This window comes from Candidatus Sphingomonas phytovorans (assembly GCA_029202385.1).
GTDB classification, from domain to species: domain Bacteria; phylum Pseudomonadota; class Alphaproteobacteria; order Sphingomonadales; family Sphingomonadaceae; genus Sphingomonas; species Sphingomonas phytovorans.
This window is the reverse complement of the sequence record CP119314.1, coordinates 1,852,019-1,876,487: the sequence shown is the minus strand read 5'-3', so window position 1 is coordinate 1,876,487 and position 24,469 is coordinate 1,852,019. Positions and strand designations below refer to the sequence as shown.

Sequence of the window (24,469 nt, the reverse complement as noted above, 5' to 3'; positions counted from 1 at the left end):
GCTGCGCTAACAGGGCCCGCGCGCCGATGCGTGACGGAGGACGGAAAGAACATGGTGAGCATGGGAACGGTCTGGGATCGCACGACCGAATTCTTGAGTGACAATCTTTCCGCGATCACGCCGATCGCCTTCTTCGCGATCTTCATTCCCGCCGCGCTTTCGGCAAGCCTCGAGCCGCTGACGGCTGTTTTCGGCACCACCGCGATGGCGATCCAGATCCTGTCCCTCGGGCTTTCGATCGTATCGCTCTGGGGGCAGCTCGCGATTACCGCCCTGGTGCTCGATCCGGCGGGGGGCAGGAGCGCGGCGACGGCCGTGGCTGGCAAGCGGCTCGTGCCGGTCATTGGCCTCCTGGTCGTGCTGCTCGTCGGGGTTATGGTCCTGATGCTGCCAATCCCGGTCGCGCTTGCCGCCTCCGGCTTCGATTTCCAGACGGCGGTGAACAGTAGAGCGGCAGAGCTCCCGTCCGGCATCGGTGGTTTCGTGCTGCTCTATTCCCTCATCTTCCTGGTCGTCCTGTTGTGGCTTGGTGCCCGGTTGGCCCTCATCACGCCGGTCGTGCTGATGGAGGGGCTCTGGTTCGGGGCACTCGCGCGCTCGTTCAAGCTGACCCGGCCGATCCTGTGGAGGATCATCGGCGTGGTCATCCTCTATATGATCGTCGGCGGAGTCTCGTTCCTGGCCGCGAAGCTCGTCTTCGGATCGATCTTCGGACTGGTCGCCGGTGGCGACGGGCCGGTAACGGTCGGCAGCGTGCTCGCCGCGATCATGGTCAGCATGGTCGTCACTGCGTTCAGCGTGCTGGCTTCGGCGTTTACCGGAAGGCTCTATCTGGCTGTTCGCGATGCGCGCGAGTCGATCGTCGACTCGCTATGACCCTCAATGTGATCGGCGTCTTCAACGACGCCTGGAGGCTGTGGAAGCGCGATCGCGAACTGCTGATCGGCGTGGCGGGATTCTTTCTGTTCGTCCCGCAACTTGCCTTGAAGCTGTTCGTGCCCCTGCCGCCGAATCTGCCCGACTTCGGCGAGGCAGCCAAGGTCAGGGCCTGGGTCGACGCGGCTGAATCCTGGTCTTCCCAATACAGCCTGATCGTCATCCTGCTCTGGCTGGTCACGCTGTTCGGCAGCCTCGCGGTCTTCACGCTCTATCTCGATCGGGATCGGCCCGAGGCGCGGCGTGCCCTGGCGCGGGCGCTGTGGCTCTCCCCACGCTTCCTGCTGCTCACGATCCTGGTCGCGCTGCCCGTTCAATTCGGCCTGATCTTCCTCCTCCTGCCCGGCTTCTATGCGCAGGGGCGCCTCTTGGTTGCCTTGCCCGCGGGCGTGGCGGAACAGCCCCAGGGTGCGCTCGCCTCGATCTCGCGCAGCCTCGCGCTGACCCGCGGCCATGGCATGGTCCTCGCCGGCATGGGGTGCATCGTGCTGCTCGCCGGCGACCTGCTCTCCCGGCCGTTCATTGCCATGGGCAAGATGCTGGGGGGCGCCCCCATGGCCAATCCGGTGGTCGCCGGCCTGCTCGATACCGCTGCCGCAATGGGCGTTGCCGTCGCGTTGCTCGGCGGCATCCTGATCCAGGTCGCGCTTTACCGGCGGCTGGTGTCGAGCCGGGGTATCTGAGGCGCGGCGTCGGGCGGCAGGAAGCCGGTCGCGCGCGGATCGGGGAATGTCTCGATCGTCCTTGAGATCGCGGTGAAGCCCGAGGCGCGATAGAAGCCGAGCGCGGACGGGTGATCGAGCGTGCAGGTATGGACCCAGACTCGTTCGACGCCTTTCGTCCAGCCGCGCGTCAGCGCCTCCGCCATCAGCCAGCGGCCATGGCCTTGCCCGGCCAGTTCGGGAATCAGCCCGAAATAGGAAATCTCGCACTGGTGCCGGGCACGGAAATCAAGTTCGAGCATGCCAACCTCGACACCTGCCGGATCGACCGCCGCGAAGATCGCTATGTCCGGATCATGGATGATTCGGGTGAGCGTCGCCTCGTCCATCACCAGCCGCGAGAACCACAGCCACGGCGCTCCGATTCGCCGGAACAGCGCGCGATATTTGTCGGTAGACGGCTTTTGCCACGCGACGAGCCGCAGGCGCGAGGCCGGCATCGGCCGCAGCGGCGGGCGTCGCCGCATCTCGAGCGTCGTGACGATCGTCGCCACGTCGTTCGGAGAAACGGGACTCAGTCCCATGTGGCGACCGGCGGCAGGCTCATTAGGATCGCGTCGATATTGCCCCCGGTCTTGAGCCCGAACAGCGTGCCGCGATCATGGACAAGGTTGAATTCGGCGTAGCGACCGCGCCATGCGCGCTGGGTCTTGAGGTCGGCGTCAGTGAAGCTGTCGCCCATCCGTCGCCGGACGATTCGCGGATAGGTGTCGAGAAAAGCGCGTCCGACATCTTGGGTGAAGGCGAAGTTCGCCGTGAAGTCGCCTTCCAGATGATCGTAGAAGATGCCGCCGACACCGCGATGGACCTGGCGGTGCGGGATGTAGAAATAATCGTCCGCCCATTGCTTGAAGCGCGGATAATGCGCCGGGTCGTGCGCATCGCACGCTGCCTTCAGCGTTGCGTGGAAATCCTCCGTGTCCTCGGCGCGGGGCAGGGGAGGGTTGAGATCGGCGCCGCCACCGAACCACCGCTTGGTCGTGACGAGGAATCGCGTGTTCATATGCACGGCCGGCACATGCGGGTTCGCCATATGGGCGACCAGGCTGATGCCGGTGGCGAAGAATCGCGGATCCTCGCCGGCGCCGTGGATCGACTTGGCGAAGTCGCCCTCGAAGCTGCCGCCGACGGTCGAGACGTTGACCCCGACCTTCTCGAATATCCGGCCTTTCATCACCCCGCGCACGCCGCCGCCGCCGGGCTCGCCCGAGGGATCGGTCCGGTCCCAGGCGATATAGTCGAATCGCGCATCCGACCCGGCCTCGCGCTCGATCGATTCGAATTCGGCGCAAATCTGGTCGCGCAGGCTTTCGAACCAGGCGCGCGCGGTGGATTGTTCGGAGTCGAGTTCCATGCGCCAGCCTTTGCCGATGGATTCCGTGGAAGTCGAGAAGACGGATTGTCCCAGGCGAAGCCGGTGCCGGGTTGAATCAGGCGGGCCAGCCTCCGGTCTGGCGAAGGGCTTCCCCCAACGCGATTCCCGCGGCGACGGCGACATTCAGCGATCGCCTGCCTGAAACGAGCGGGATGCGCACCGCCAGATCGGCGCGGGCATGGACGTCCGCCGGCACGCCCGCGCTCTCGCTCCCGAGCAGCAGCACATCGTCCGCAAGGAAGGCGGCTTCGTCGATGCGCACGCCGCCCCGCGTCGTCAGCAGCACGATCCGGCCGGGGACCTGCGCTTCGAACGCCGCCCAGTCGACATGGCGGACCACGTCGACGGCCCCGACATAGTCCATTCCGGCCCGCGCGAGCGCGCGATCGGACCAGGCGAATCCCATCGGCTCGATCAGGTCGACGCCCACGCCAAGACAGGCTGCGAGCCGCAGGATCGTGCCGACATTGCCGGCGATATCGGGCTGGTAAAGTGCGATGCGCATGGTGCGGGCATAGGCCTTTGGGCGTAGCCGTAACAACAGGGCTAAAATGCAGTTGGCAAAGCGTGCCCCCCGCGTCTATCAGGCCGCCAGCCTCCGTGGGGACGGAGGATCGGTGGGCGTGCGCGGACAAATCGCATCGCGCTTCTCCGAACGTCGCCGCGACCTGAAGTGCAAGGGCAAGTGAATGGCAATTGTTGATACCGCCGTACCGCCTGGGGAAGACCCGGCACCGTTCCATGAGGAGGTGGAAGATCCCCGCCGCCGCGATTTCATCAATATCGCGGCCGTGGCCTGGATCGGCGTCGGCGGTGCTGTCACCGTGCTGCCCCTGCTCAACCAGATGAATCCGTCGGCCGACGTGCTCGCACAGTCGACCACCGAGATCGACCTGTCGAAGATCCAGCCTGGACAGGCGATCAAGACCTCGTTCCGCAAGCAGCCCTTGTTCGTGCGCAACCTGACGCCGAAGGAAATCGCCGAGGCGGACGCCGTGCCGGTCAGTTCGCTGCGCGACCCGCAGACGCTTGAGCAGCGCACCAAGGCAGGCCACAAGAACTGGCTGATCACGCTGGGCGTGTGCACCCATCTCGGCTGCGTGCCGCTGGGCGCGGGCGAGGGCGAGAATCGCGGGCCTTTCGGCGGTTATTTCTGTCCCTGCCACGGGTCGGCCTACGACACCGCGGCGCGCATCCGCAAAGGCCCGGCGCCGAAGAATCTGGCGGTGCCCGACTATAAATTCAATTCTGCCACCACCGTAACGGTCGGTTGAGGACGCACCCATGAGCTTTCCCTGGGCCAAGCATTACGCACCCACCAACCCGCTGATGAAGTGGGTCGACGAACGGCTGCCGGTTCCGCGCCTCGTCTATAACGCCGTGGGTGCCGGTTATCCGGTGCCGCGCAACCTCAATTATTTCTGGAATTTCGGCGTTCTCGCCGGTGCCGCGCTCGGCATCCAGATCATCACCGGCATCGTCCTCGCCATGCATTATGGCGCGACGGCGGACGGTGCGTTCAACTCGGTCGAGCATATCATGCGCGACGTGAACGGCGGCTGGTTCCTGCGCTACGCGCACGCGAACGGCGCCTCGATGTTCTTCATCGTCGTCTATATCCATATCTTCCGCGGCCTCTTCTACGGTTCCTACAAGGCGCCGCGAGAGATGGTCTGGCTGCTCGGCGTCGTCATCTTCCTGCTGATGATGGCAACCGCCTTCATGGGCTATGTGCTTCCCTGGGGTCAGATGAGCTTCTGGGGCGCGCAGGTGATCACCGGCTTCTTCTCGGCGATACCCGTGGTCGGCGAATATATCCGCATCTGGCTGCTCGGCGGCTACGCTCCGGACCAGGCAGCGCTGAACCGCTTCTTCTCGCTGCATTACCTTCTGCCGTTCGTGATCGCCGCGGTCATCGTCCTGCACATCTGGGCGCTGCATATTCCGGGTTCGAACAACCCGACCGGCGTTGAAGTGAAGGGCGAGCAGGATACGGTTCCGTTCCACCCCTATTACACCGCCAAGGACGGCGTCGGTCTCGGCGTGTTCCTGCTGCTGTTCGCGGTGCTGCTGTTCTTCGCGCCGAACTATCTCGGCCATCCGGACAACTACATCCCGGCGAACTCGCTCTCGACGCCCGCGCACATCGTACCCGAATGGTATTTCTGGCCGTTCTACGCGATCCTGCGTGCCTTCACCTCGGACTTCATCCTCCCGGCGAAGCTGTGGGGCGTGCTGGCGATGTTCGGTTCGATCCTGCTGCTGTTCTTCCTGCCCTGGCTGGACAGTTCGCCGGTGCGCTCGGCCACTTACCGGCCGACCTATCGCACCTTCTTCTGGATCCTGGTGGTCGACGTCCTGATCCTCGGCTGGTGCGGTGGATCGCCCGCGACGCCGCTCTACGTCATCCTCAGCCAGATTTGTGCGGCTTATTATTTCGCGCATTTCCTGATCATCCTGCCGATCATCTCGCGGGCGGAACGCCCCACGCCGCTGCCCAACTCGATCACCGAGGCGGTGCTGGCGAAGCATGGCGGCAGTTCGTCGGCGCAGACCGCGCTCGCGGCCGAATAAGGGGCAATAGGTACAATGGTCCGCAATCTCGCAATGCTGGTCGGCGCCGGGTTCGTCGCCGTACTCGCCTGGGCTCTCTTCTGGACTGTCCAGAGCCAGATCACCGATCCGGCGCCTGCGTCGATCGAGACGACGGAGTGGCACAAGCATCCGAAGGAGCTCGAACTCGACTCCAATGGCTGGTTCGGCAATCTGAAGAACACCCGGCAGCTGCAGCGTGGCTTCCAGGTGTTCAAGGAAGTCTGCGCGGCATGCCATTCGCTGCACCAGGTCTCGTTCCGCGATCTGAAGCAGATCGGCTATAACGATGCCCAGGTGAAGGCGATCGCCAACCAGTGGGTCATCGAGCAGCCATCGATCAATCCGGATACCGGCGAGCCCGCGACCCGCAAGAACATCCCGTCGGATCGTTTCCCGTCGCCCTTCGCGAACGATATCGCAGCGCGCGCCGCCAACAACAACGCGGTTCCGCCTGATCTCTCGCTGATGACCAAGGCGCGTCATGACGGCCCGGCCTATATCTACTCGCTCCTGACCGGCTACCAGGCTCAGTCGGCCGAGATGATCAAGGAATTCCCGGACGTGAAGACGCCCGAGGGCCTGCACGCGAACCCCTATTTCGCGACGATGAACATCGCGATGCCGCCGCCGCTGACCAGCGAAGGCCAGGTGCAGTATCTCGATGGCACCAAGCCGACCGTCGACCAGATGGCGAAGGATGTCTCCGCATTCCTCGTGTGGACCGCCGAACCCAATCTCACGGCGCGTCACTCCGCTGGTTTCGCCGTGGTGATCTTCCTGCTGATCTTCTGCTTCCTTGCCTGGGGAGCGTATCAGAATGTCTGGCGCGACATTAAGCACTGAGACAATGGCGCCCGGCGCCGGTGACGTTGGAGCCAATGACGATCGGGCCAATGACGATCTCAGGGCTCTGATCCGGACGATCCCCGACTTTCCGAAGCCGGGGATCATGTTCCGGGACATCACCACCTTGCTGCTCGATGCACGGGGCTTCGCCCTGAGCATCGACCGCATGGCGGCCTCGGTGGGCGGCAAGGTCGATCTGGTCGCCGGCATCGAGGCCCGCGGCTTCCTTTTCGCCGCGGCGCTTGCGATTCCGCTGAACGCGGGCGTGTTGCTGATCCGCAAGGACGGCAAGCTGCCCGGTGCGACGATCGCCGAGGATTATGCGCTCGAATACGGTACCGACCGGATCGCGATTCATGCCGATGCCTGTACGCCGGGCTCGACCGTCCTGCTGGTCGACGACCTGATCGCGACGGGCGGTACCGCGCGGGCGGCCGTGCGGCTGTTGCGGAAGGCGGGAGCGATCGTGACCCAGGCCGCTTTCGTGGTCGACCTGCCCGAACTCGGAGGCGCCGATGCGCTTCGCGCGGACGACATCGACGTTCGCTCGCTGGTGGCGTTCGACGGGCATTGATCTGCGAGCCCTTGCGGGCATCGCCTTACCCCAGGTTTCCGGACGACGGATTGCGAGCCAGGTGAGGGCAGCAGTCACATTCGCCGGAATCCGCTCACGCCAGACCATGACGATCGGCTCCTCGGCATGGGCAGGGACGATCGTCCTGCTCCTTTTCCGTTCGAAACCGATCGCGCGCTGATAGAGCGAGCCTTCGACCCGGTCGTCGGCAGCGCGCCGGCCGGCAGCGATGCCGGCGGCGAAATCGGGGTATCGCCGGCGCCACGCCTCGCAGGTTTCGATTCCCACCTCGAAAAAATCGGCGATACCGGCCTCGTCAGCGCCGAGCATGCAAAGCTTGCGCGCCTGCCGGGCATATGCCGGCCGGTAGGCAGGTTCCCGCGCCGCCCCGCGTCCCGGGGAATTCCCTGTTCCGGCTTTGGTAACAGGGAAAATAACAGGGAATTCGGGCTTTTCACCCGTCCGCGGGGCCCTGTCCGATACCGAATTATGTCCTGAAACCAATGCGCTGCGTGCAGATTCCCTGTTCCGGTGGAACAGGGAATTCGTCGAACCCGAACAGGGAACGGGACGACCGGAACAGGGAAATCCCGAGTCCGGCAGGATCACGGCTTGATTCAACCATGCGGCGGAATCGGGTTTGTGCGGAGCGACCATCATCATGGAAGGAGTCGTCGCATGGCAAAGGGCAAGCTTGAATCAAGGGCGACCGGATATGGCAATCCGCCGGTCGAGCATCGATTCCGCAAGGGACAGTCCGGTAATCCCGCGGGAAGGCCGCGCGCGACCGGGGCGCTGGGGGATCGGCTGCCAGGATCGACCGAACCTGGCCGGCAGATGATCCTGGCCGAAGCCTATCGCCGCGTGACGGTCGAGGAGGATGGCGTAGCACTCGAACTGTCGACGCATGAGGCGGTGTTGCGCGCGATGGCGACAGCGGCGCGCGAGGGCAACCAGATCGCGCAACATCGCTGGACCCAGTTGGTGAAGGCGGCCGAGGCGGAGCAGAAGCGCGCGCAGATTGCGCTCTACAATGTGCTCGAACGCGACCATCTCGAACGGGAGTGGTCGGACCTCGAGGGGAAGATGGTGGCGCGTACATCCTATGCGGACGACATCGTCGCTGATCCCCGGACCGGTGCCGTCGTCGTACGGGAGGTGCCGGATGGGGGCGAGGCGTAGCGCTGGACATGTCGACCCGGTCTGGTTTGGCGCAAAGGAGGCGTTCGCCGGAACCGTCGCGTCCTTTTTCCGTTGATGACGCATCGAAGCGCCGCTTCGAAGCGCCGCTGCCGCACCACATCGGCGCTCCCATCATGGGAGTTGCGTCAATGTCACCCTTCAAGCTTTCCGTTGCAGGTCTCGCGCTTGCCGCCGGGTTCGGTCTCTCCGGCTGCGCGACCGACGGCTATGGCTATGGCGGAATCTCCGCCGGCTATAGCGACTGGGATCCCTATTATGGCGGCTACCGAGCCGATCCCTATTGGGGCTGGTATGGCGACTATTATTATCCGGGCACCGGCTATTACGTCTATGATCGCTACAACCGCCGTCATCGCTGGAACGACGGTCAGCGCGGCTATTGGCAGGGCCGATCGCAGAACTGGCATCGTGACCACCGCGACATCCGGCCCGTCTGGCGCGACTATGGCGTGAATCGCGGCCAGCATCGCGGCGGTGGACGACGCCGCTGATATAGCGGCGGACCGTCCCGCCTCAATCGGCGGGACGGGTCCTGATCAGCCCGATCGAGGTGAAAGTCATCACCGGGACGTCGTCCTGGTTGATGACGGTCATCCTGCTTCGATAGCTGCCCATCTCCGGCCGGCTTTGCGAGGCGCGCTTGTCGAGGATCTCGGTCTCGCACCGAAGCACGTCGCCGGGATAGACCGGCTTGAGCCAGCGCAGCTCGTCGACACCGGGCGATCCAAGGCCGGCCTGACGGTTCGCCTTCAGATTCTCCACGACCATCGACATGGTCATCGCGCAGGTTTGCCAGCCGCTGGCGGATAGCCGGCCGAAATGCGTGGTCGCCGCTGCCTCGTCCGACAAATGGAACGGCTGCGGATCATATTTCGACGCGAACTCGATCACCTCTTCGCGGGTGACCTCATAACGGCCGAAGCTGCCCTTCGTCCCCACCACGATATCCTCGAAATACTGCATCGTCACTTGCCTCGATTGCCGATCAATATTCCTTGGAACGGCGCGTCGTCGCCGTCCAGTCCGGTTGCCCGGGGGAGGCCGATCAGGTCGCGCACCAGGGGCGCGACATCGACATTGTCGAAGCTCGGCAGGGTGCCGGCGGCACGGATCGCCGGACCGCTGGCGATGAACAGGGCAGCCATTTCCGGCGCCATATTGTCATAGCCGTGATTGCCGCGGTCGCTCATCCTGGCGGACGCGGACTTCACCACCACCCAGCCGGTATCGGCCAGGCAGAGATAAGGCGGGACACGCGGGTTGGCCCCATAATGAAACCGCGCCGGAATGTCGGCCTTGCGCCAGCAGGTGAGGTGATCGTGCGGCTTGAGCAGCGACGCCTCGAGCGCTGCCTCATGGCCGGGCACGGCGGCAAGCGAGACATAGGTCGTCGCCTCGACCACGCGATAGTCCGCGGGGTTGGCGATCCGGTCGATCGGGATGGTTCGGTCCTGGCTTGTCTCCGCCATGCCGTGATCGGCGACGATCACCAGATTGGCCGCCTGGCCCATCCCGGCAAGCCCCCGGACCAAAAGGCCGATCGCCGCATCGACTTCGCCGACCGCCGCCGTCGTTCGCGCATCACCGGGGCCGAAATGATGACCGGCGGTATCGACCGTATCGAAATAGAGGGTGACGAATTGCGGGCGGATGGATGCCGGGCGACGGAGCCAGTCCAGCACGGCGTTGACCCGCTGGGTGTTGTCCACCTGGATGTTGAATTGCTGCCAGTCCTCGGGCCGCGTGCCGCCGGTGATGTCGTTGGGCCATTCCTTTGCGCGGGTGCCGCCGACCGCGACGTTCGATCCCGGCCAGAACATCGTCGCGGTGCGGATGCCGGCCTTTTCAGCGGTTACCCAGACGGGTTCGGCCTCGCTCCACCAGAAAGGGTCGTCGGTCTGCATATCGAAGACCTCGCCCGGCCGTTGGCTGTCCTCCATCTTGTTGGCGACGATGCCGGTGCGATCGGGCCGGAGGCCGGTCACGAGCGTCCAATGATTGGGGAAGGTCTTGGACGGGAAGGAAGGGCGCATCGCAGCCCTGACGCCGGTCGAGGCAAGCGCGGTCAGGTTCGGGGTCACGCCCCGATCGAGATAATCGGGGCGGAAGCCGTCGATCGAGACGAGGATGGTGACAGGTGCGCGAGCCTCGACCGGCGCCTGGGCGAGGGGTGCGGGGGGCGGGACCGCGGCGCAGGCTGACGCGCCGACGGCAAGCAGGGCGGCAAGAAGCAGGCGAATGCTGGCCATCGGGCGACTCCATCGGGATTCGCCGCCTATTGCCCGAGTGAGCGTCCGGGGAACAGCAGGTAACTGGCCGGCGAGCGCGATTGGGCCGCCCGTCCGGCTCGCGCCGTCACACGTTGAAGCGGAACAGCATCACGTCGCCATCCTGGACGACATATTCCTTACCCTCGGCGCGCAGCTTGCCCGCGTCGCGCGCGCCGGCCTCGCCCTTGAACGCGACATAATCGTCGAACGCGATCGTCTCGGCGCGGATGAAGCCGCGTTCGAAATCGGTGTGGATCTCGCCTGCCGCCTGCGGTGCCTTGGCGCCGACATGGACCGTCCAGGCGCGCGCTTCCTTGGGACCCACGGTGAAGAAGGTGAGGAGGTGGAGCAGCTTGTAGCCGGCGGTGATCACGCGGGCGAGGCCGGTTTCCTCAAGCCCCAGCTCCGACAGGAACTCGCCGCGCTCGTCCGGCGCCATGGTGGCGATCTCGGCCTCGATCGCGGCGGAGACGACCACTGCCTCGGCACCCTCTGCCCTGGCCTTTTCGAACACCCTGGCCGACAGGGCGTTGCCGTGCGCCGCATCGCCCTCGTCGACATTGCAGACATAGAGGACGGGCTTTGACGTCAGCAGCTGCGCCTGGGCGAACACGCGCGCTTCTTCCTCATCCTTCGGCACGGTCAGCCGCGCCGGCTTGCCCTCGCGAAGCAGCTCGAGCGCCTGGCCGAGCACCGAGGCGGCGATCTTCGCTTCCTTGTCGCCCTGCTGGCCCTTCTTGATATAGTTGGGCACGCGCTTTTCGAGGCTCTCCAGGTCGGACAGCATCAACTCGGTCTCGACCGTCTCCGCATCGGCGATCGGATCGACCTTGCCCTCGACATGAGTCACGTCGCCATTCTCGAAGCAGCGCAGCACATGGACGACGGCGTCCACCTCGCGGATATTGCCGAGAAACTGGTTGCCCAGGCCTTCGCCCTTGGACGCGCCGCGTACGAGACCGGCGATGTCGACAAAGCCGAGCTGAGTCTCGATGATCTTGGCCGATCCGGCGATCGCCGCGAGCTGATCGAGGCGCTTGTCGGGCACCGCGACGTTGCCGACGTTCGGCTCGATCGTGCAGAACGGATAGTTCGCCGCCTGCGCCGCCGCCGTCTCCGTCAGCGCGTTGAACAGCGTCGACTTGCCGACATTGGGCAAGCCCACGATACCACAACGGAAACCCATCTTCGTTCCTTGTCAGATTGTCGCGACCATTGCCCTTGCGGGGTCGCTCATGATTGCGCGGCCAGATAGGCGTTTCGCCGAGCCAATGCCAGCGTCAGCGCCAGGATCATCTATAGTTGAAGCTGATGCTGATGCGTTCGTCCTTCGCGGTGCCCGCCGGGACCTCATGGCGCAGCCAGCTTTCCCATAGAAGCACGGTGCCTGCCTGGGGCTCGACATAGACGAAGCTGCGCAGATCTTCCGGCGCGTCGTCCAGCCGGGTAGGGGCGGCCATCATCAGCGGCAGGCGTGGATCCTCCAGCTTGAGCGCCCCGGCGCCCGGCGGCACCGCCACATACACCGTCCCCGACACCACGCTGTGCGGATGGATATGGCCCGAATGGGTGCCGCCCGGCTTCAGCACGTTCACCCAGAAGCTGTCGAGCTTCAGCTTGCGCCCGCCCAGATCGAACGCGCATTCGGCCGCGAACGCGGCGACATGCTTGTTGAGCCGCTTCGCCAGCTCGCCGAAGGTCGGATCACGCTGCGGCAAATCGTCGAGCGACGCGTAGCTGGTATAGCCGCGATACCCGTTCGCCCTAGACCAGTGCCGCCCGGCACGGTCGTCCTCGGCCAGCACGCGGCAGGCATGGTCGAGCTCCGCCACGAAATCGGCATCGTTCAGCGCGCCTTCGTAAAGCCGAGTCGCGAACAGGCTGCGCACCGTCATTTCGAATCTCCCAGCCGCAGCGCGACATCGCTCATGAAACGGGCGTCATTGCCCTCGGCGAGCCACTTCGCCTCGGCCGCCACCGCGCCGAGCAGGTCGGCCAGCGGGTCCATCTCCGCCTTGGCGTAGTTGCCCAGCACATAGGGGCTGACCTTGTCCTTGTGCCCGGGATGACCGATGCCGATCCGCACCCGGCGGAATGCGTTGCCGATATGCGCCTCGGTCGAGCGCAGGCCGTTATGCCCGGCGGTGCCGCCGCCGGTCTTCACCTTCACCTTGAACGGCGCGAGATCGAGCTCGTCATGGAAGACGGTCACGTCGCCGACATCGAGCTTGTAGAAGCGCATCGCCTCGCCGATCGAGCGGCCGCTCTCGTTCATGAAGGTCGCCGGCTTGAGCAGCAGGATCTTCTCGGGGCCGATCCGGCCTTCCTGGGTCCAGCCCTGGAATGCCTTCTTCACCGGGCCGAAATCATGCAGGTCGGCAATCGTGTCGGCGATCATGAAGCCGACATTGTGCCGTTGGAGCGCATATTGCGCGCCGGGATTACCGAGGCCGACCCAGATCTGCATTTAGAAATCACCCCTCCCCTTCAGGAGAGGGGCAGGGGGTGGGGGAGTCGCAAACGACGTCGCCCGGTACTGCCCCACCCCAACCCCTCCCCTGAAGGGGAGGGGCGTTTTATATTCAGCCTTCCGAGGCTTCGCCTTCGGCGGCTTCGGCAGCAGCCTCGACTTCGGCGGCATGCTCTTCAGATGCTGCCTCGGCTTCGGCTGCCTCTTCGGCTGCCTGCTCGATCGCTTCGGACTTGAGCGCCGACGGGGCGACCAGCGTGGCGATGGTGAAGTCGCGATCGTCGATCGCCGACGTGACGCCCTTGGGCAGCTTCACGTTCGAGATGTGGATCGAATCGCCCACGTCGGTGCCCTTGAGCGAGATGCTGATCTCGTCGGGGATCTCGGCCGCGTCGCAGATCAGCTCGAGCTCGTGGCGGACGATGTTGAGCACGCCGCCGCGCTTGATGCCCTTGGACAGCTCTTCATCGGTGAACACCACCGGCACGTTGACGTGCACGGTCGCATGCTCGGAGATGCGCAGGAAATCGGCATGGACGGGACGATCGGTGACGACGTCGAACGCAACATCCTTGGGCAGGGTGCGCACGGCCTTGCCGTCGATTTCGATCATCACGACGGAATTCATGAAATGACCCGTCATCAGGGCGCGCATCAGCGCCTTTTCCTCGATATGGATCGAGGCGGGGTCTTGCTTGTTGCCGTAGATCACGGCGGGTACGCGGCCTTCACGACGAAGCGAACGGGAGGCTCCCTTGCCAACCTGTCCACGCGTCTCGGCTGCGAGCGTAAGCTGTTCGCTCATTGCAGTCTCCGATATGCTTGGTTCAAATCTCCGGGCAGGCCTCCAGGGATGACCCTGACCGGAAGCGCGCGCCTATAGGGGAACAAGGGGTGTGAGGCAAGCTTTGCCCGTCTTGGGAGGTATCGCCCATTTTCGTCTGCCGGATCTATTCCGGCATCCACCGTCCCGCTTGCTCTCCGGCTGCTTGTCTGCGGGGCGGTAGACCCCGGACAAGTCAGGGGTGCCGGAGAATATGTGGCGGCCGGATCAGTATTTCACCCGCTTCGCGTTGAGCCGATAGCCCTTGAGCTGTTCCTGCACGCTGTCGTTGCCCGCAAGATGCCCTGCGCCGACCGCGATGAACACCACGCCGGGCTGCTTCATCCGCTGGCTGATCCAGTACGCCCAGCGCTTGTTGCGATCGACCAGCAGGACCTTCTTCACCTCGGGCGAGGCATTCAGATCGTCGTTCAGCGTCTTGCCCAGCGCATCGGGATCGCCCCTGGCCCAGCTGTCGACCATCGAGGTCATCGTCGCATCGAGCTTCGGCAGCTCGTCGATCGTGTTCGAGAGAAAGGCGACCTGAGCCGGCATCGAAAGGCTGTCGAAGAAATTGAGCTGCTCCTCCGCCGTCTCGAGCCCGATCACCGGCTTGCCCTGCGCCGCCGCCGCCTTGGTGATCGACTGTTCCGGCCCGTTGGTGACGTCATAGCCCTTCTTCATCAGCGGCAGCAGCGACAGGTTGGTCGCCGCATACCAGGGCTCCATCGAATCGAAAGCGGTCGCGGGCAGGCCGAGGTCGGTCAGCGCCTTGCCCAGCACGGGGCGCTTCGCCTCGGGCAGCCGCTGAGTCAGGGCGATTCCGTCACGCGCCATGCCCTTGGACGTCACCAGCGCCTGCATGGCGGCCGCGTCGGGCATCACCAGTTCGAGCACGACCTGGCCGGAGGCATCGAACGCCTTCTTCACGGCACCGTCGAACCAGCTCAGGCCGGGCTTCAGCACATGGATCGTGCCGAACAGATAGATGGTCGTGTCCTTGTCCCTGATCACCCACAGGGCCGGATCGGCTTTCCGCACCGCTGCCTTGCCCGCTGCCGCCACTGGCGTCGGCGTCGCTTTGGGGGCGGGCTGGGCGCAGGCTGGCGCCGTGAGCAACAACATCAACGGCGCGATCAGCTTGCCGAGCATCTTCATACACGTGTCCCGAAAGGAATGACGCGCGTGCTTATCGGCAATCCGGGCGTCACTCCACCCGCTTTACCGTGATTCCGCGCTGGCGAAGCAGGTCGAGCACTGACCCCGGGCCGACGAAATGCCCCGCGCCTGCCGCGAACAAGGCCGTGCCGGGCAGGCGCAGGCGTTGCACGAGGCTGTCGGCCCATGCCCGGTTGCGGTTGGTCAGCAGGGGGACGGACAAGGCATCGGTCCCGCTCGATCCAACCATATCCACCGTCAGGGCCGAGTCCGGTCCGACCTCGCCCTTGGCCCAGGCGTGGATCGGTGCGCGCAGTTCGGCCCGGCTCCGCTCTGGCGCGTCGAGCGCCAGATCGAGCATGCGGCGCTGCTCGGCTTCCGGAATTGCGCTGGCCGCCGCATAGACCCTGGTGCCGTCCTCGATCGGCACGACCGGCTTGCCCGCGGCGCGGAACCGGTCGGTCAGCCAGTCGTCGGCGCCGGGCCCCGGGATCTCGCCGGCGCGGAAGTCGCGGACATAACCGATCGCGACCGCGGCGATCCAGGTCGGCATGCCGTCAAGCGCCGCGGCAGCTTCCGGGGCGAGCCCGTCGGTGAATCGCTTGAGCGCGGCGCGATGATCGGGCGAGACGCGAGTCCTGAGCGGCGGCAGCGCGAGGGCAGGCTGACCGGCCAGCACATCGGCCGGGCTCTTCTCCTCAACCGATTCGACGATCAGCGACCCTGACTGGCGCACCACCCGATCGAGCGTCGGGCTGCGCCACTGGAAACCGGGCGGCAGGATATGGATCGTGCCGAACAGATAGATCGTCGAATCACGATCCCCGATCTTCCAGATCGCCGGGCGCGGCCGGTAATTCTGCGAAAGCTGCGCCAGCGCGATCCGGGCATCGGCGGCGCGCATCTCGACGGGGGAGGGGATGTCGCCCGATTCAACGCTGCCGAGCGCATAGCGGACCGGCGCGATCCGTTCGTCCGGCGGCAGTATCGGATAGGCGATGCGCGGCGGCCCCACCTTGTGCCCGCGCCAGATGACGAGGCCGGGCTCGCTGATCGGAGGATAGGCGATCCGCTGCGCCGCCGCGGGGAGGGGCCCCGCGACGGACACGATGAGCGACACGATTCCCGCGAGCCCCACAGCGATGCGCCGTACCCCAAAGCCGTTTTCCGGCCCCCGCGCACCAGTTCGGGCCATATGGTTAACACGCCCCAAACCATGATCGCTGTCAATTGGTGGCGGTTGACCCTTTTCGGGGCATGCGCCAAAGCGGCGCGCATTGTTTTACCGCATCTGCGAAGGGTTTTCCTCGACCGTGACCGAGCCGCTGAGCTTCCAGCGCATGATCCTCAAGCTCCATGACTATTGGAGCGAGCGCGGCTGCCTCATCCTCCAGCCCTATGACATGGAGATGGGGGCAGGCACCTTCCACCCGGCGACGACGCTGCGCGCGCTCGGCCCGGAACCGTGGAACGCTGCCTTCGTCCAGCCCTGCCGCCGCCCGACCGACGGCCGCTACGGCGAGAATCCCAATCGGGGACAACATTATTATCAATATCAGGTGATCCTGAAGCCGAGCCCGCCCGACCTGCAGGAACTGTATCTCGGATCGCTGGCCGCGATCGGCATCGATTTCACCCGCCATGACATCCGTTTCGTCGAGGACGACTGGGAAAGCCCGACGCTCGGCGCCTGGGGGCTCGGCTGGGAAGTCTGGTGCGACGGCATGGAGGTGACTCAGTTCACTTATTTCCAGCAGATGGGCGGCTTCGACTGCAAGCCGGTCGCGGGCGAGCTGACCTATGGGCTCGAACGCCTGGCGATGTATCTGCAGAACAAGGATTCGATGTACGATCTCGCGTTCAACGATCACGGCGTGACGTACGGCGACGTCTTCCTCGAGAACGAGAAGCAGATGTCGGCCTGGAATTTCGAGGTCGCCGATACCGACCGGTTGTTCGACCTGTTCCGCAAGGCGACCGCCGAGTGCGAGAACTGCCTTGAAGCGAAGCTGCCGATCCCGGCGTACGAGCAGGCGATCAAGGCGAGCCATGTGTTCAACCTGCTCCAGGCGCGCGGCGTGATCTCGGTCGCCGAGCGCCAGGCCTATATGGGCCGGGTGCGCGATCTGGCGAAGGGCAGCTGCCAGGCGTGGATGGACAAGAACGGGTGGACGGCGTGATGACCGACTTCCTCCTCGAACTCCGTTCCGAAGAAATCCCCGCGCGCATGCAGGACAAGGCGCGCGATGATCTCGCCCGCCTTTTCGCGGCCGAGCTCGACAAGGCGGGCCTGCGCGCCGACGCGATCGTCACCTTCGCGACGCCTCGACGCCTCGCGCTGATCGCGCGCGACCTGCCCGTCCAGACCGAGGCTACAGCCGAGGAACGCAAGGGCCCCCGCGCCGATGCGCCGGCCCAGGCGCTTGAGGGCTTCCTCCGCTCGACCGGACTGACTCGCGACCAGCTCGAGGAGCGCGACGACGGCAAGGGCAACAAGGTCCTGTTCGCCGTCACGCAGAAACCCGGCCGTGCCACCGCCGATGTGCTGGCCGAGACGATCCCCACGATCGTCCGCGCCTTTCCCTGGCCCAAGTCGATGCGGTGGGGCGATGCCTCCATCTCGACCGAGAGCCTGAGGTGGGTCCGCCCGCTCCAGGGGATCGTCGCGTTGCTCGGCGAGGATGTGGTGCCGTTCGAAATCGCCGGCATCGCCTCGGGCGCGGCGACCGTCGGCCACCGGTTCCATCATCCGGGTGCCATCACCATCGGCTCGGCCTCGGACTATGCCGAGAAGCTGCGCGCCTGCCATGTCCTGATCGACCAGGACGAACGCCGCGCGATCATCCGCGAGCGGGCCTCGGCGCTGGCCGCCGAGGCCGGGCTCGACCTGATCGAGGACGAGGGGCTGGTCGCCGAGAATGCCGGGCTGACCGAATGGCCGGTCCCGTTGCTCGGCCGGTTCGATCCCGAATTCCTGAGCGTTCCGCCGGAGGTGATCCAGCTTACGGCGCGGGTGAACCAGAAATATTTCGTTTGTCGCGACGGCGCAGGAAAGCTTGCCAACGCCTTCATTTGTACAGCGAATATCGACGCGGTCGACGGCGGCGCAAAGATCGTCGAAGGCAATCGCAAGGTGATCGCGGCGCGGCTGTCCGACGCAAAGTTCTTCTACGAAACCGATCTCAAGATGCCGCTCGACGAGCAGGCGGTGAAGCTCGGGAAGATCGTCTTTCACGAAAAGCTCGGGACCGTGGCCGACAAGGTCGAGCGGGTCGCGAAGCTGGCGCGCTGGCTGGTCGAAGAGGGGATCGTCACTTCTTCTCCCTCTCCCCTTGTGGGAGAGGGAAGGGGCCCATCGCAAAGCGATGGGAAGGGTGAGGGGGGCACTCGCTCGGGTCTCGAGCCTCATCCCCCTCACCCTTCCGTCGCTTCGCTCCTCCCTCCCTCTCCCACAGGGGGAGAGGGAATAAGCCTCGCCGACATGGCTGAACGTGCCGCGCGCCTCGCCAAGGCTGATCTCGTCACCGGGATGGTCGGCGAGTTCCCCGAGCTCCAGGGCTTGATGGGTGGCTATTACGCGCGTGCCCAGGGCGAAGACCCCCAGGTCGCCGACGCGATCCGCGATCATTACAAGCCGGTCGGGCAGGGGGACGATGTTCCCACCGCGCCCATAACGGTCGCCGTGTCGCTTGCCGACAAGCTCGATACGATCGGCTCCTTCTTTGCGGTCAATGAGAAGCCGACCGGATCGAAGGACCCGTTTGCCCTGCGGCGTGCCGCGCTCGCGGTGATCGCCCTGGCGATTGAAAACGACCTTCGCTTCACTCTGAAAGCGCCGCTTTGGGCGACCGCCCAGATGCAGAGGTTCCAGCGCGGCGCCGCTGAAGGCGTGGCCGCATCGCTGGCGTTGCTCGACGTCTTCAGCCTCATGTACGAAGGCGACCAGAGACTGACGCGCGAAGCGACAGCGGCGGCGCTCAAGGCGCGGCTTGCTGCCCCGGACAAGCAGGATGACCCGATCGACCTCGATGACGCGGTCAATTTCTTCGCCGATCGCCTCAAGGTCCAACAACGTGAAGCCGGTATCCGCCACGACCTGATCGACGCGGTGTTCGCGCTCGGCGGCGAGGACGATCTTGTCCGCCTGCTCGCCCGCGTGCACGCACTGCAGTGGTTCGTCATCACCGAGGACGGCACCAACCTCCTCGCCGGCTACAAGCGCGCGGCGAACATCCTCAAGAAGGAGGGCTTTACCGCCGCCGAGGATAAAAAGCTGTCCTACGAGCCCGAACCCGCCGAAAGCGCGCTCGTCGCCGCGCTCGATTTTGCCGAGCCGCGTGCGCGCGACGCGGTGGGGGCTGAGGATTTCGAGGGGGCAATGGCGGCTTTGGCGAGCCTGAGGGGACCGATCGACCGGTTCTTCGACGATGTGACCGTCAACGATCCCGATCCTGCGAAGCGCGATGCACGCCTTGCGCTGCTCGCGCGGGTTCGCAACGCGGTCCACTCGGTCGCCGACTTCTCCAAGATCGAGGGCTGACGCACGCACGTTCGCCCCGCCAGACACACTACCCTTTGCCTCGCCTCCCCAGCGAAAACCAGGCACACAGAGGACTGACGAATGACGCAGTACGTTTACCGCTTCGGCGGGGGTGTTTCCGATGGCGGCAAGGGCGACCGCAATCTGCTCGGCGGCAAGGGTGCCAACCTTGCGGAAATGGCCTCGATCGGCCTGCCGGTGCCGCCGGGCTTCACCATCTCCACCGAGTTCTGCGCCGTCTATTATGACGAGGGTGGCCAGTTCCCGGAAGGGCTGCGCGCCGAAGTTGCCACCGGCATCGCCCATATCGAGGGCGTCACGGCCAAGAAGTTCGGCGATGCGGCCGATCCTCTGCTGGTTTCGGTCCGCTCGGGCGCCCGCGCCTCGATGCCGGGCATGATGGATACCGTACTCAACCTGGGCCTCAATGACGAGACGGTGCAGGGCCTCGCCGCAACCTCGGGCGATGCGCGTTTCGCGTGGGACAGCTATCGCCGCTTCATCCAGATGTATTCCGACGTCGTGCTCGAGCTCGATCATCACAGCTTCGAGGAAGCTCTTGAAATCGCGAAGGAAGACAAGGGCTATTTCCTCGACACCGACATGACGGCCGAGGATCTCCAGGCGCTGGTGGTCGAGTATAAGGCGTTGGTCGACCAGCAATGGGGCAAGCCCTTCCCGCAGGATGTGCACGACCAGCTCTGGGGCGCCGTCGGCGCCGTGTTCGGCTCGTGGCAGTCGGAGCGCGCCAAGGTCTATCGCCGCCTCAACGATATCCCGGCGAGCTGGGGTACGGCGGTCAACGTTCAGGCGATGGTCTTCGGCAACATGGGCGAAACCTCGGCGACGGGCGTCGCCTTCACCCGCGATCCCGCCAAGGGCGACCGGGCCTATTATGGCGAGTTCCTGATCAACGCACAGGGCGAGGACGTCGTCGCCGGCATCCGCACCCCGCAATATCTGACCAGGGCTGCCCGCGAGGCAGCCGGCGCCAAGCCGGCGTCGATGGAAGAGGCGATGCCGGAGACCTTCATCGAGCTGGCCAAGGTGTTCGACCTGCTCGAAACGCATTACCGCGACATGCAGGACATCGAGTTCACGGTGCAGCAGGGCAAGCTCTGGATGCTCCAGACCCGGTCGGGCAAGCGCACCGCCAAGGCAGCGCTCAAGATCGCGGTCGACATGGCCGAGGAAGGGCTGATCACCCGCGAGGAGGCCGTCGCCCGGGTCGATCCCGCAGCACTCGACCAGCTTCTCCACCCGACGCTCGATCCCGCCGCGACGCGCGACGTGATCGCCAAGGGCCTGCCCGCCAGCCCCGGTGCGGCTTCAGGTGCGGCTGTCTTCGACAGCGATACCGCCGAGAAACGATCGAATGCGGGCGACAGCGTCATCCTGATCCGAGTCGAGACCTCGCCCGAGGACATTCACGGCATGCACGCTGCCCGGGGCATCCTGACGGCGCGCGGCGGCATGACCAGCCACGCGGCCGTGGTGGCGCGCGGCATGGGGCGCCCGTGTGTCTCCGGCGCCGGGTCGATCTCGATCGACGCCAGGGAACGCGTGATGCGGGTCGGCGGGCGTGAGGTGAAGGAAGGCGATATCGTCACCATCGACGGGTCGACCGGCGAAGTGATGATGGGCGCCGTGCCGACCGTCCAGCCCGAGCTGGCCGGCGATTTCGGCACGCTGATGGTCTGGGCCGATGGCGTGCGCCGCCTCAAGGTCCGCGCCAATGCGGAGACGCCGCTCGACGCAAGGGTCGCGCGCGAGTTCGGCGCTGAAGGCATTGGCCTCTGCCGTACCGAGCATATGTTCTTCGATGCCGCCCGCATCACGGCGGTGCGCCAGATGATCCTGGCCGAGGACGAGAAGGGCAGGCGAGTCGCGCTTGACCGGCTGCTGCCCGAACAGCGCGCCGATTTCATCCAGCTCTTCGAGGTGATGGCCGGCCTGCCGGTGACCATCCGCCTGCTCGACCCACCGCTCCACGAATTCCTGCCGCATGAGGAGACCGAATTCGCCGAGGTCGCCAGCGCGGCCGGCGTGGCGGTCGAAGTGCTGAAGCGCCGCGCGGCGGAACTGCACGAGTTCAACCCGATGCTGGGCCATCGCGGCTGCCGGCTTGGCGTGACCTATCCCGAGATATACGAGATGCAGGCGCGCGCCATCTTCGAGGCGGCGGTCGCCGTGGCGGAGAAATCGGGTGCGGCACCGATCCCCGAGGTGATGATCCCGCTGGTCGCGACGCGTCGCGAGCTCGAACTGATGAAGGCTGTGGTCGACAAGGCGGCGGCGGCGGTGTTCGCCGACAAGGGCAGGACCATCGAGTATCTCGTCGGAACGATGATCGAACTGCCCCGCGCCGCGCTGAAGGCGGGCGAGATCGCCGAGGTCGGTGCCTTCTTCTCCTTCGGTACCAACGACCTGACGCAGACGACGTTGGGCGTCAGCCGTGACGATGCCGCGCGTTTCCTCACCACCTATGTCGAGCGCGGCATCTACCCGAAGGACCCGTTCGTCAGTCTCGACATCGAGGGTGTGGGCGAGCTGATCGAGCTGGCCGCCGAACGGGGCAGGGCGACCCGTCCCGACATCAAGCTGGGCATTTGCGGCGAGCATGGCGGCGATCCGGCAAGCATCGCCTTCTGCGAGAAGATCGGCCTCGATTATGTCAGTGCCTCGCCGTACCGCGTCCCGATCGCGCGGCTGGCGGCGGCACAGGCGGCTTTGGCGGCGCAAAGCTGATTTCGCCGCTCAAGCGGCATATTGATACTTCCCCGGTCCGAACGTCCTGGCCGGGGAAGGACTTTTAGCATCCGTGCCCAAAAAGCATTGCGGATCGAAACCGATCTTTGCGTCCCGGCAAAAAATCGAATATCGGGTATCGTGGGAGAGCGATACATGGGCGTTGAACATTTCGATGTTGTCGTGGTGGGTGCCGGCATTTCCGGCATTGGCGCGGGCTATCACCTGCAGAAGCTGAGCCCCGATCGCAGCTATGTGATTCTGGAGGGCCGCGAGGCGCTGGGCGGGACCTGGGACCTGTTCCGCTATCCCGGCATCCGTTCCGATTCCGACATGTATACCCTGGGCTATTCCTTCCGCCCCTGGACCGAGGCGAAGGCGATCGCCGATGGACCCTCGATCCTGAAGTATGTGAACGACACCGCGCGGGAGGCCGGTATCGACCGGCACATCCGCTATCGCCATCATGTGAAGCGGGCAGCCTGGTCGACGCCCGACGCGCGCTGGACGGTCGAGGCGGACGGGCCGGATGGTCCGGTCGAATTCACCTGCAATTTCCTCTTCATGTGCAGCGGCTATTATAATTATGCCCGCGGCCACACGCCCGATTTCCCCGGCGTCGAGGACTTTGCCGGCCGCATCGTCCATCCGCAATTCTGGCCCGAGAATCTCGACTATACCGGCAAGAATGTCGTGGTGATCGGCAGCGGCGCAACCGCGGTGACGCTGGTGCCCGCAATGGCCGAGAAGGCCGCGCATGTGACGATGCTGCAGCGATCGCCGACCTATGTCGTGTCGCGTCCTGCCGAGGACAGTTTCGCCAACTGGCTGCGCCGCAAGCTGCCGGCGATGACTGCCTATGGCATTACGCGGTGGCGCAACGTGCTGTTCCAGATGTTCTTCTACAATCTGGCGCGCAAGCGGCCGGAGAAGACCAAGGCGCGGCTGCTCGAGATGGTCCGGACGGAACTGGGACCTGATTACGACATCGCCACCCATTTCACGCCGCGCTACAATCCCTGGGACCAGCGCCTGTGCCTGGTACCCGACGGCGATCTGTTCGCCTCGCTCAAGAAGGGGGAGGCCTCGGTCGTCACCGATACGATCGAACGATTCACGCCGGGCGGGATCAGGCTTGCCTCGGGCGCCGACCTTCCCGCCGATGTCGTCGTCACCGCGACCGGGCTTGAACTGCAACTGCTGAGCGACGTGGTGTTCAGTGTCGACGGCGCGCCGGTCGATCTGTCGAAGACGTTCAACTACAAGGGTATGATGTACAGCGACGTGCCGAACATGGCCTCGTCCTTCGGCTATACCAATGCGTCCTGGACGTTGAAGGCCGATCTCACCTGCGCTTATGTCTGCCGGTTGCTCAACACGATGAAGAAGCGTGGCCTTCGCCAGGCGACGCCGCGGATCGGCGACGACGTGCTTACGCCTGAGCCGTTCCTGAGCTTCACCTCCGGATACGTGACCCGGGCGATGGAGAAATTCCCGAAACAGGGCAACAAGAAGCCCTGGAAGCTCCATCAGAACTACGCGAAGGATATTGTGTCGCTGCGGTTCGGTTCAGTCGATGACGGGATGGAGTTCTCGAACCCGGTGCCACACCGGCAGGGGGCCGAACCGGCCCGAGAGCCGGTCACGGCCTGACTCGTTCAAATACGGTGGCCGGGTAGCGGGCGCCCGTGGCGCTTCCGCACTCTGTTCACGACCAGCGACCTCGCCGGGGGCGCTGCGTCATGTCCCGCGATGTCTCGCGCATCAAATTTTTCTAGAAATTTCCGGATGTGCTCCTGGTGGAAACGCCGCCAATTTGGAGCAATCTGAGAAAATAATTTACCGAAATCGGTAAGTCCCGAATCGGGACTGCATGGCTGGCTGAGGCCTTCATGCCCTTGGGCGATCCACGCTGCGTGCTTGAGAAAAAGGGGGCGGTCGTATCGACCCGATCCCCAGCCAACCCTCTATAAAGACAGGTTATTTCGGCCAGGCATCGGGTCGATGGACTGGTTTACCAGGGACGGATGCCCTCGCCGTAGATCAGCGCGATAATGAACTTAAGCACTTGCTTTCTCCCTTGTGCACTCAGGCGAGCGCGTGAATTTCTTAACGGAAAATTAGGGATAAAGCAATCGGATTCCCGTGGGTTTCCGTGCCGGCCGCGGGAGGTTTAAGAGTTCCTTCAGCGGTCCGCTGCTACCGCTCA

At 64.9% G+C, this 24,469-nt stretch carries 24 protein-coding genes; 13 read left to right on the top strand and 11 right to left on the bottom strand.

Annotation, left to right across the window (positions count from 1 at the left end; translation table 11 throughout):
* Nucleotides 1-54: 54 nt before the first annotated feature.
* Complete coding sequence (locus P0Y59_08630; protein WEK01722.1) at nt 55-876, top strand: hypothetical protein; 822 nt, start codon at nt 55-57, stop codon at nt 874-876.
* Nucleotides 873-1,619, top strand: a complete 747-nt coding sequence (locus P0Y59_08625) for a hypothetical protein (protein WEK01721.1) — start codon at nt 873-875, stop codon at nt 1,617-1,619. The genes P0Y59_08630 and P0Y59_08625 overlap by 4 nt, the downstream gene beginning before the upstream one ends.
* Here the strand turns inward: P0Y59_08625 and P0Y59_08620 are convergent.
* The 3 genes from P0Y59_08620 to P0Y59_08610 form a co-directional block, all read right to left on the bottom strand.
* Complete coding sequence (locus P0Y59_08620) at nt 1,586-2,182, bottom strand: GNAT family N-acetyltransferase (GenBank protein ID WEK01720.1); 597 nt, start codon at nt 2,180-2,182, stop codon at nt 1,586-1,588. The two genes, P0Y59_08625 and P0Y59_08620, sit on opposite strands and share 34 nt — an antisense overlap.
* The gene (gene hemF, locus P0Y59_08615) at nt 2,173-3,012 is read right to left on the bottom strand and encodes an oxygen-dependent coproporphyrinogen oxidase (protein ID WEK01719.1); all 840 of its coding nucleotides are present in this window, start codon (nt 3,010-3,012) and stop codon (nt 2,173-2,175) included. The genes P0Y59_08620 and hemF overlap by 10 nt, the downstream gene beginning before the upstream one ends.
* Nucleotides 3,013-3,088: 76 nt before the next feature.
* The gene (locus P0Y59_08610; protein ID WEK01718.1) at nt 3,089-3,538 is read right to left on the bottom strand and encodes a tRNA (cytidine(34)-2'-O)-methyltransferase; all 450 of its coding nucleotides are present in this window, start codon (nt 3,536-3,538) and stop codon (nt 3,089-3,091) included.
* Between the two features lie 184 nt (nt 3,539-3,722).
* Here P0Y59_08610 and petA point away from each other — a divergent pair, with 184 nt between their 5' ends.
* The 7 genes from petA (at nt 3,723) to P0Y59_08575 (ending at nt 8,742) form a co-directional block, all read left to right on the top strand.
* Nucleotides 3,723-4,307 (top strand): ubiquinol-cytochrome c reductase iron-sulfur subunit, encoded by a 585-nt coding sequence (gene petA, locus P0Y59_08605; protein ID WEK01717.1) that lies wholly within the window; start codon nt 3,723-3,725, stop codon nt 4,305-4,307.
* Nucleotides 4,308-4,317: 10 nt separating this feature from the next.
* On the top strand, nt 4,318-5,607 hold the full coding sequence (locus tag P0Y59_08600; protein WEK01716.1) for a cytochrome b/b6: 1,290 nt from the start codon (nt 4,318-4,320) through the stop codon (nt 5,605-5,607).
* 15 nt (nt 5,608-5,622) lie between these two features.
* Nucleotides 5,623-6,471, top strand: coding sequence for a cytochrome c1 (locus tag P0Y59_08595; GenBank protein WEK01715.1), 849 nt, complete (start codon nt 5,623-5,625; stop codon nt 6,469-6,471).
* Between the two features lie 4 nt (nt 6,472-6,475).
* Nucleotides 6,476-7,048, top strand: coding sequence for an adenine phosphoribosyltransferase (locus P0Y59_08590; GenBank protein WEK01714.1), 573 nt, complete (start codon nt 6,476-6,478; stop codon nt 7,046-7,048).
* A gap of 126 nt (nt 7,049-7,174) precedes the next feature.
* Nucleotides 7,175-7,546, top strand: a complete 372-nt coding sequence (locus P0Y59_08585; GenBank protein WEK01713.1) for a hypothetical protein — start codon at nt 7,175-7,177, stop codon at nt 7,544-7,546.
* A 180-nt stretch (nt 7,547-7,726) separates the two neighbouring features.
* Nucleotides 7,727-8,230 carry a DUF5681 domain-containing protein gene (locus tag P0Y59_08580; GenBank protein ID WEK01712.1) on the top strand — a complete coding sequence of 168 codons (504 nt, stop codon included), beginning with the start codon at nt 7,727-7,729 and terminating at the stop codon, nt 8,228-8,230.
* 149 nt (nt 8,231-8,379) lie between these two features.
* Nucleotides 8,380-8,742 (top strand): hypothetical protein, encoded by a 363-nt coding sequence (locus P0Y59_08575; protein ID WEK01711.1) that lies wholly within the window; start codon nt 8,380-8,382, stop codon nt 8,740-8,742.
* 22 nt (nt 8,743-8,764) lie between these two features.
* Here the strand turns inward: P0Y59_08575 and P0Y59_08570 are convergent, their stop codons facing one another.
* The 8 genes from P0Y59_08570 to P0Y59_08535 all read right to left on the bottom strand — a co-directional run bounded on the left by P0Y59_08570 (nt 8,765) and on the right by P0Y59_08535 (nt 16,167).
* Nucleotides 8,765-9,214, bottom strand: coding sequence for a MaoC family dehydratase (locus tag P0Y59_08570; GenBank protein WEK02538.1), 450 nt, complete (start codon nt 9,212-9,214; stop codon nt 8,765-8,767).
* Between the two features lie 2 nt (nt 9,215-9,216).
* On the bottom strand, nt 9,217-10,500 hold the full coding sequence (locus P0Y59_08565) for an ectonucleotide pyrophosphatase/phosphodiesterase (protein ID WEK01710.1): 1,284 nt from the start codon (nt 10,498-10,500) through the stop codon (nt 9,217-9,219).
* A 106-nt stretch (nt 10,501-10,606) separates the two neighbouring features.
* Nucleotides 10,607-11,707 (bottom strand): redox-regulated ATPase YchF, encoded by a 1,101-nt coding sequence (gene ychF, locus P0Y59_08560; GenBank protein ID WEK01709.1) that lies wholly within the window; start codon nt 11,705-11,707, stop codon nt 10,607-10,609.
* A gap of 106 nt (nt 11,708-11,813) precedes the next feature.
* Nucleotides 11,814-12,416, bottom strand: a complete 603-nt coding sequence (locus P0Y59_08555; protein ID WEK01708.1) for a TIGR02466 family protein — start codon at nt 12,414-12,416, stop codon at nt 11,814-11,816.
* Nucleotides 12,413-12,988 (bottom strand): aminoacyl-tRNA hydrolase, encoded by a 576-nt coding sequence (gene pth, locus P0Y59_08550; protein ID WEK01707.1) that lies wholly within the window; start codon nt 12,986-12,988, stop codon nt 12,413-12,415. The genes P0Y59_08555 and pth overlap by 4 nt, the downstream gene beginning before the upstream one ends.
* A gap of 115 nt (nt 12,989-13,103) precedes the next feature.
* On the bottom strand, nt 13,104-13,796 hold the full coding sequence (locus P0Y59_08545) for a 50S ribosomal protein L25/general stress protein Ctc (protein WEK01706.1): 693 nt from the start codon (nt 13,794-13,796) through the stop codon (nt 13,104-13,106).
* Between the two features lie 246 nt (nt 13,797-14,042).
* On the bottom strand, nt 14,043-14,972 hold the full coding sequence (locus P0Y59_08540; protein ID WEK01705.1) for a TraB/GumN family protein: 930 nt from the start codon (nt 14,970-14,972) through the stop codon (nt 14,043-14,045).
* Between the two features lie 49 nt (nt 14,973-15,021).
* Entirely contained in the window at nt 15,022-16,167 is a 1,146-nt protein-coding gene (locus tag P0Y59_08535; GenBank protein WEK01704.1) for a TraB/GumN family protein, read from the bottom strand.
* A gap of 145 nt (nt 16,168-16,312) precedes the next feature.
* On the opposite strand from P0Y59_08535, the gene P0Y59_08530 reads away from it, so the two are divergent.
* The 4 genes from P0Y59_08530 to P0Y59_08515 all read left to right on the top strand — a co-directional run bounded on the left by P0Y59_08530 (nt 16,313) and on the right by P0Y59_08515 (nt 23,913).
* Complete coding sequence (locus P0Y59_08530) at nt 16,313-17,152, top strand: glycine--tRNA ligase subunit alpha (protein ID WEK02537.1); 840 nt, start codon at nt 16,313-16,315, stop codon at nt 17,150-17,152.
* Nucleotides 17,152-19,512 (top strand): glycine--tRNA ligase subunit beta, encoded by a 2,361-nt coding sequence (gene glyS / locus P0Y59_08525; GenBank protein ID WEK01703.1) that lies wholly within the window; start codon nt 17,152-17,154, stop codon nt 19,510-19,512. Before P0Y59_08530 ends, glyS begins: the two co-directional genes overlap by 1 nt.
* Nucleotides 19,513-19,593: 81 nt before the next feature.
* Complete coding sequence (gene ppdK, locus P0Y59_08520; protein ID WEK01702.1) at nt 19,594-22,260, top strand: pyruvate, phosphate dikinase; 2,667 nt, start codon at nt 19,594-19,596, stop codon at nt 22,258-22,260.
* Nucleotides 22,261-22,416: 156 nt separating this feature from the next.
* The gene (locus P0Y59_08515) at nt 22,417-23,913 is read left to right on the top strand and encodes an NAD(P)/FAD-dependent oxidoreductase (protein WEK01701.1); all 1,497 of its coding nucleotides are present in this window, start codon (nt 22,417-22,419) and stop codon (nt 23,911-23,913) included.
* Nucleotides 23,914-24,469 lie beyond the last annotated feature (556 nt).

Bases quoted from the DNA above. Each gene is read 5' to 3' on its own strand.
- P0Y59_08625 (WEK01721.1), top strand. From the start codon at position 873: ATGACCCTCAATGTGATCGGCGTCTTCAACGACGCCTGGAGGCTGTGG.
- P0Y59_08620 (WEK01720.1), bottom strand. From the start codon at position 2,182: ATGGGACTGAGTCCCGTTTCTCCGAACGACGTGGCGACGATCGTCACG.
- hemF (WEK01719.1), bottom strand. From the start codon at position 3,012: ATGGAACTCGACTCCGAACAATCCACCGCGCGCGCCTGGTTCGAAAGC.
- P0Y59_08610 (WEK01718.1), bottom strand. From the start codon at position 3,538: ATGCGCATCGCACTTTACCAGCCCGATATCGCCGGCAATGTCGGCACG.
- petA (WEK01717.1), top strand. From the start codon at position 3,723: ATGGCAATTGTTGATACCGCCGTACCGCCTGGGGAAGACCCGGCACCG.
- P0Y59_08600 (WEK01716.1), top strand. From the start codon at position 4,318: ATGAGCTTTCCCTGGGCCAAGCATTACGCACCCACCAACCCGCTGATG.
- P0Y59_08595 (WEK01715.1), top strand. From the start codon at position 5,623: ATGGTCCGCAATCTCGCAATGCTGGTCGGCGCCGGGTTCGTCGCCGTA.
- P0Y59_08590 (WEK01714.1), top strand. From the start codon at position 6,476: ATGGCGCCCGGCGCCGGTGACGTTGGAGCCAATGACGATCGGGCCAAT.
- P0Y59_08585 (WEK01713.1), top strand. From the start codon at position 7,175: ATGGGCAGGGACGATCGTCCTGCTCCTTTTCCGTTCGAAACCGATCGC.
- P0Y59_08580 (WEK01712.1), top strand. From the start codon at position 7,727: ATGGCAAAGGGCAAGCTTGAATCAAGGGCGACCGGATATGGCAATCCG.
- P0Y59_08575 (WEK01711.1), top strand. From the start codon at position 8,380: ATGTCACCCTTCAAGCTTTCCGTTGCAGGTCTCGCGCTTGCCGCCGGG.
- P0Y59_08570 (WEK02538.1), bottom strand. From the start codon at position 9,214: ATGCAGTATTTCGAGGATATCGTGGTGGGGACGAAGGGCAGCTTCGGC.
- P0Y59_08565 (WEK01710.1), bottom strand. From the start codon at position 10,500: ATGGCCAGCATTCGCCTGCTTCTTGCCGCCCTGCTTGCCGTCGGCGCG.
- ychF (WEK01709.1), bottom strand. From the start codon at position 11,707: ATGGGTTTCCGTTGTGGTATCGTGGGCTTGCCCAATGTCGGCAAGTCG.
- P0Y59_08555 (WEK01708.1), bottom strand. From the start codon at position 12,416: ATGACGGTGCGCAGCCTGTTCGCGACTCGGCTTTACGAAGGCGCGCTG.
- pth (WEK01707.1), bottom strand. From the start codon at position 12,988: ATGCAGATCTGGGTCGGCCTCGGTAATCCCGGCGCGCAATATGCGCTC.
- P0Y59_08545 (WEK01706.1), bottom strand. From the start codon at position 13,796: ATGAGCGAACAGCTTACGCTCGCAGCCGAGACGCGTGGACAGGTTGGC.
- P0Y59_08540 (WEK01705.1), bottom strand. From the start codon at position 14,972: ATGAAGATGCTCGGCAAGCTGATCGCGCCGTTGATGTTGTTGCTCACG.
- P0Y59_08535 (WEK01704.1), bottom strand. From the start codon at position 16,167: ATGGCCCGAACTGGTGCGCGGGGGCCGGAAAACGGCTTTGGGGTACGG.
- P0Y59_08530 (WEK02537.1), top strand. From the start codon at position 16,313: ATGATCCTCAAGCTCCATGACTATTGGAGCGAGCGCGGCTGCCTCATC.
- glyS (WEK01703.1), top strand. From the start codon at position 17,152: ATGACCGACTTCCTCCTCGAACTCCGTTCCGAAGAAATCCCCGCGCGC.
- ppdK (WEK01702.1), top strand. From the start codon at position 19,594: ATGACGCAGTACGTTTACCGCTTCGGCGGGGGTGTTTCCGATGGCGGC.
- P0Y59_08515 (WEK01701.1), top strand. From the start codon at position 22,417: ATGGGCGTTGAACATTTCGATGTTGTCGTGGTGGGTGCCGGCATTTCC.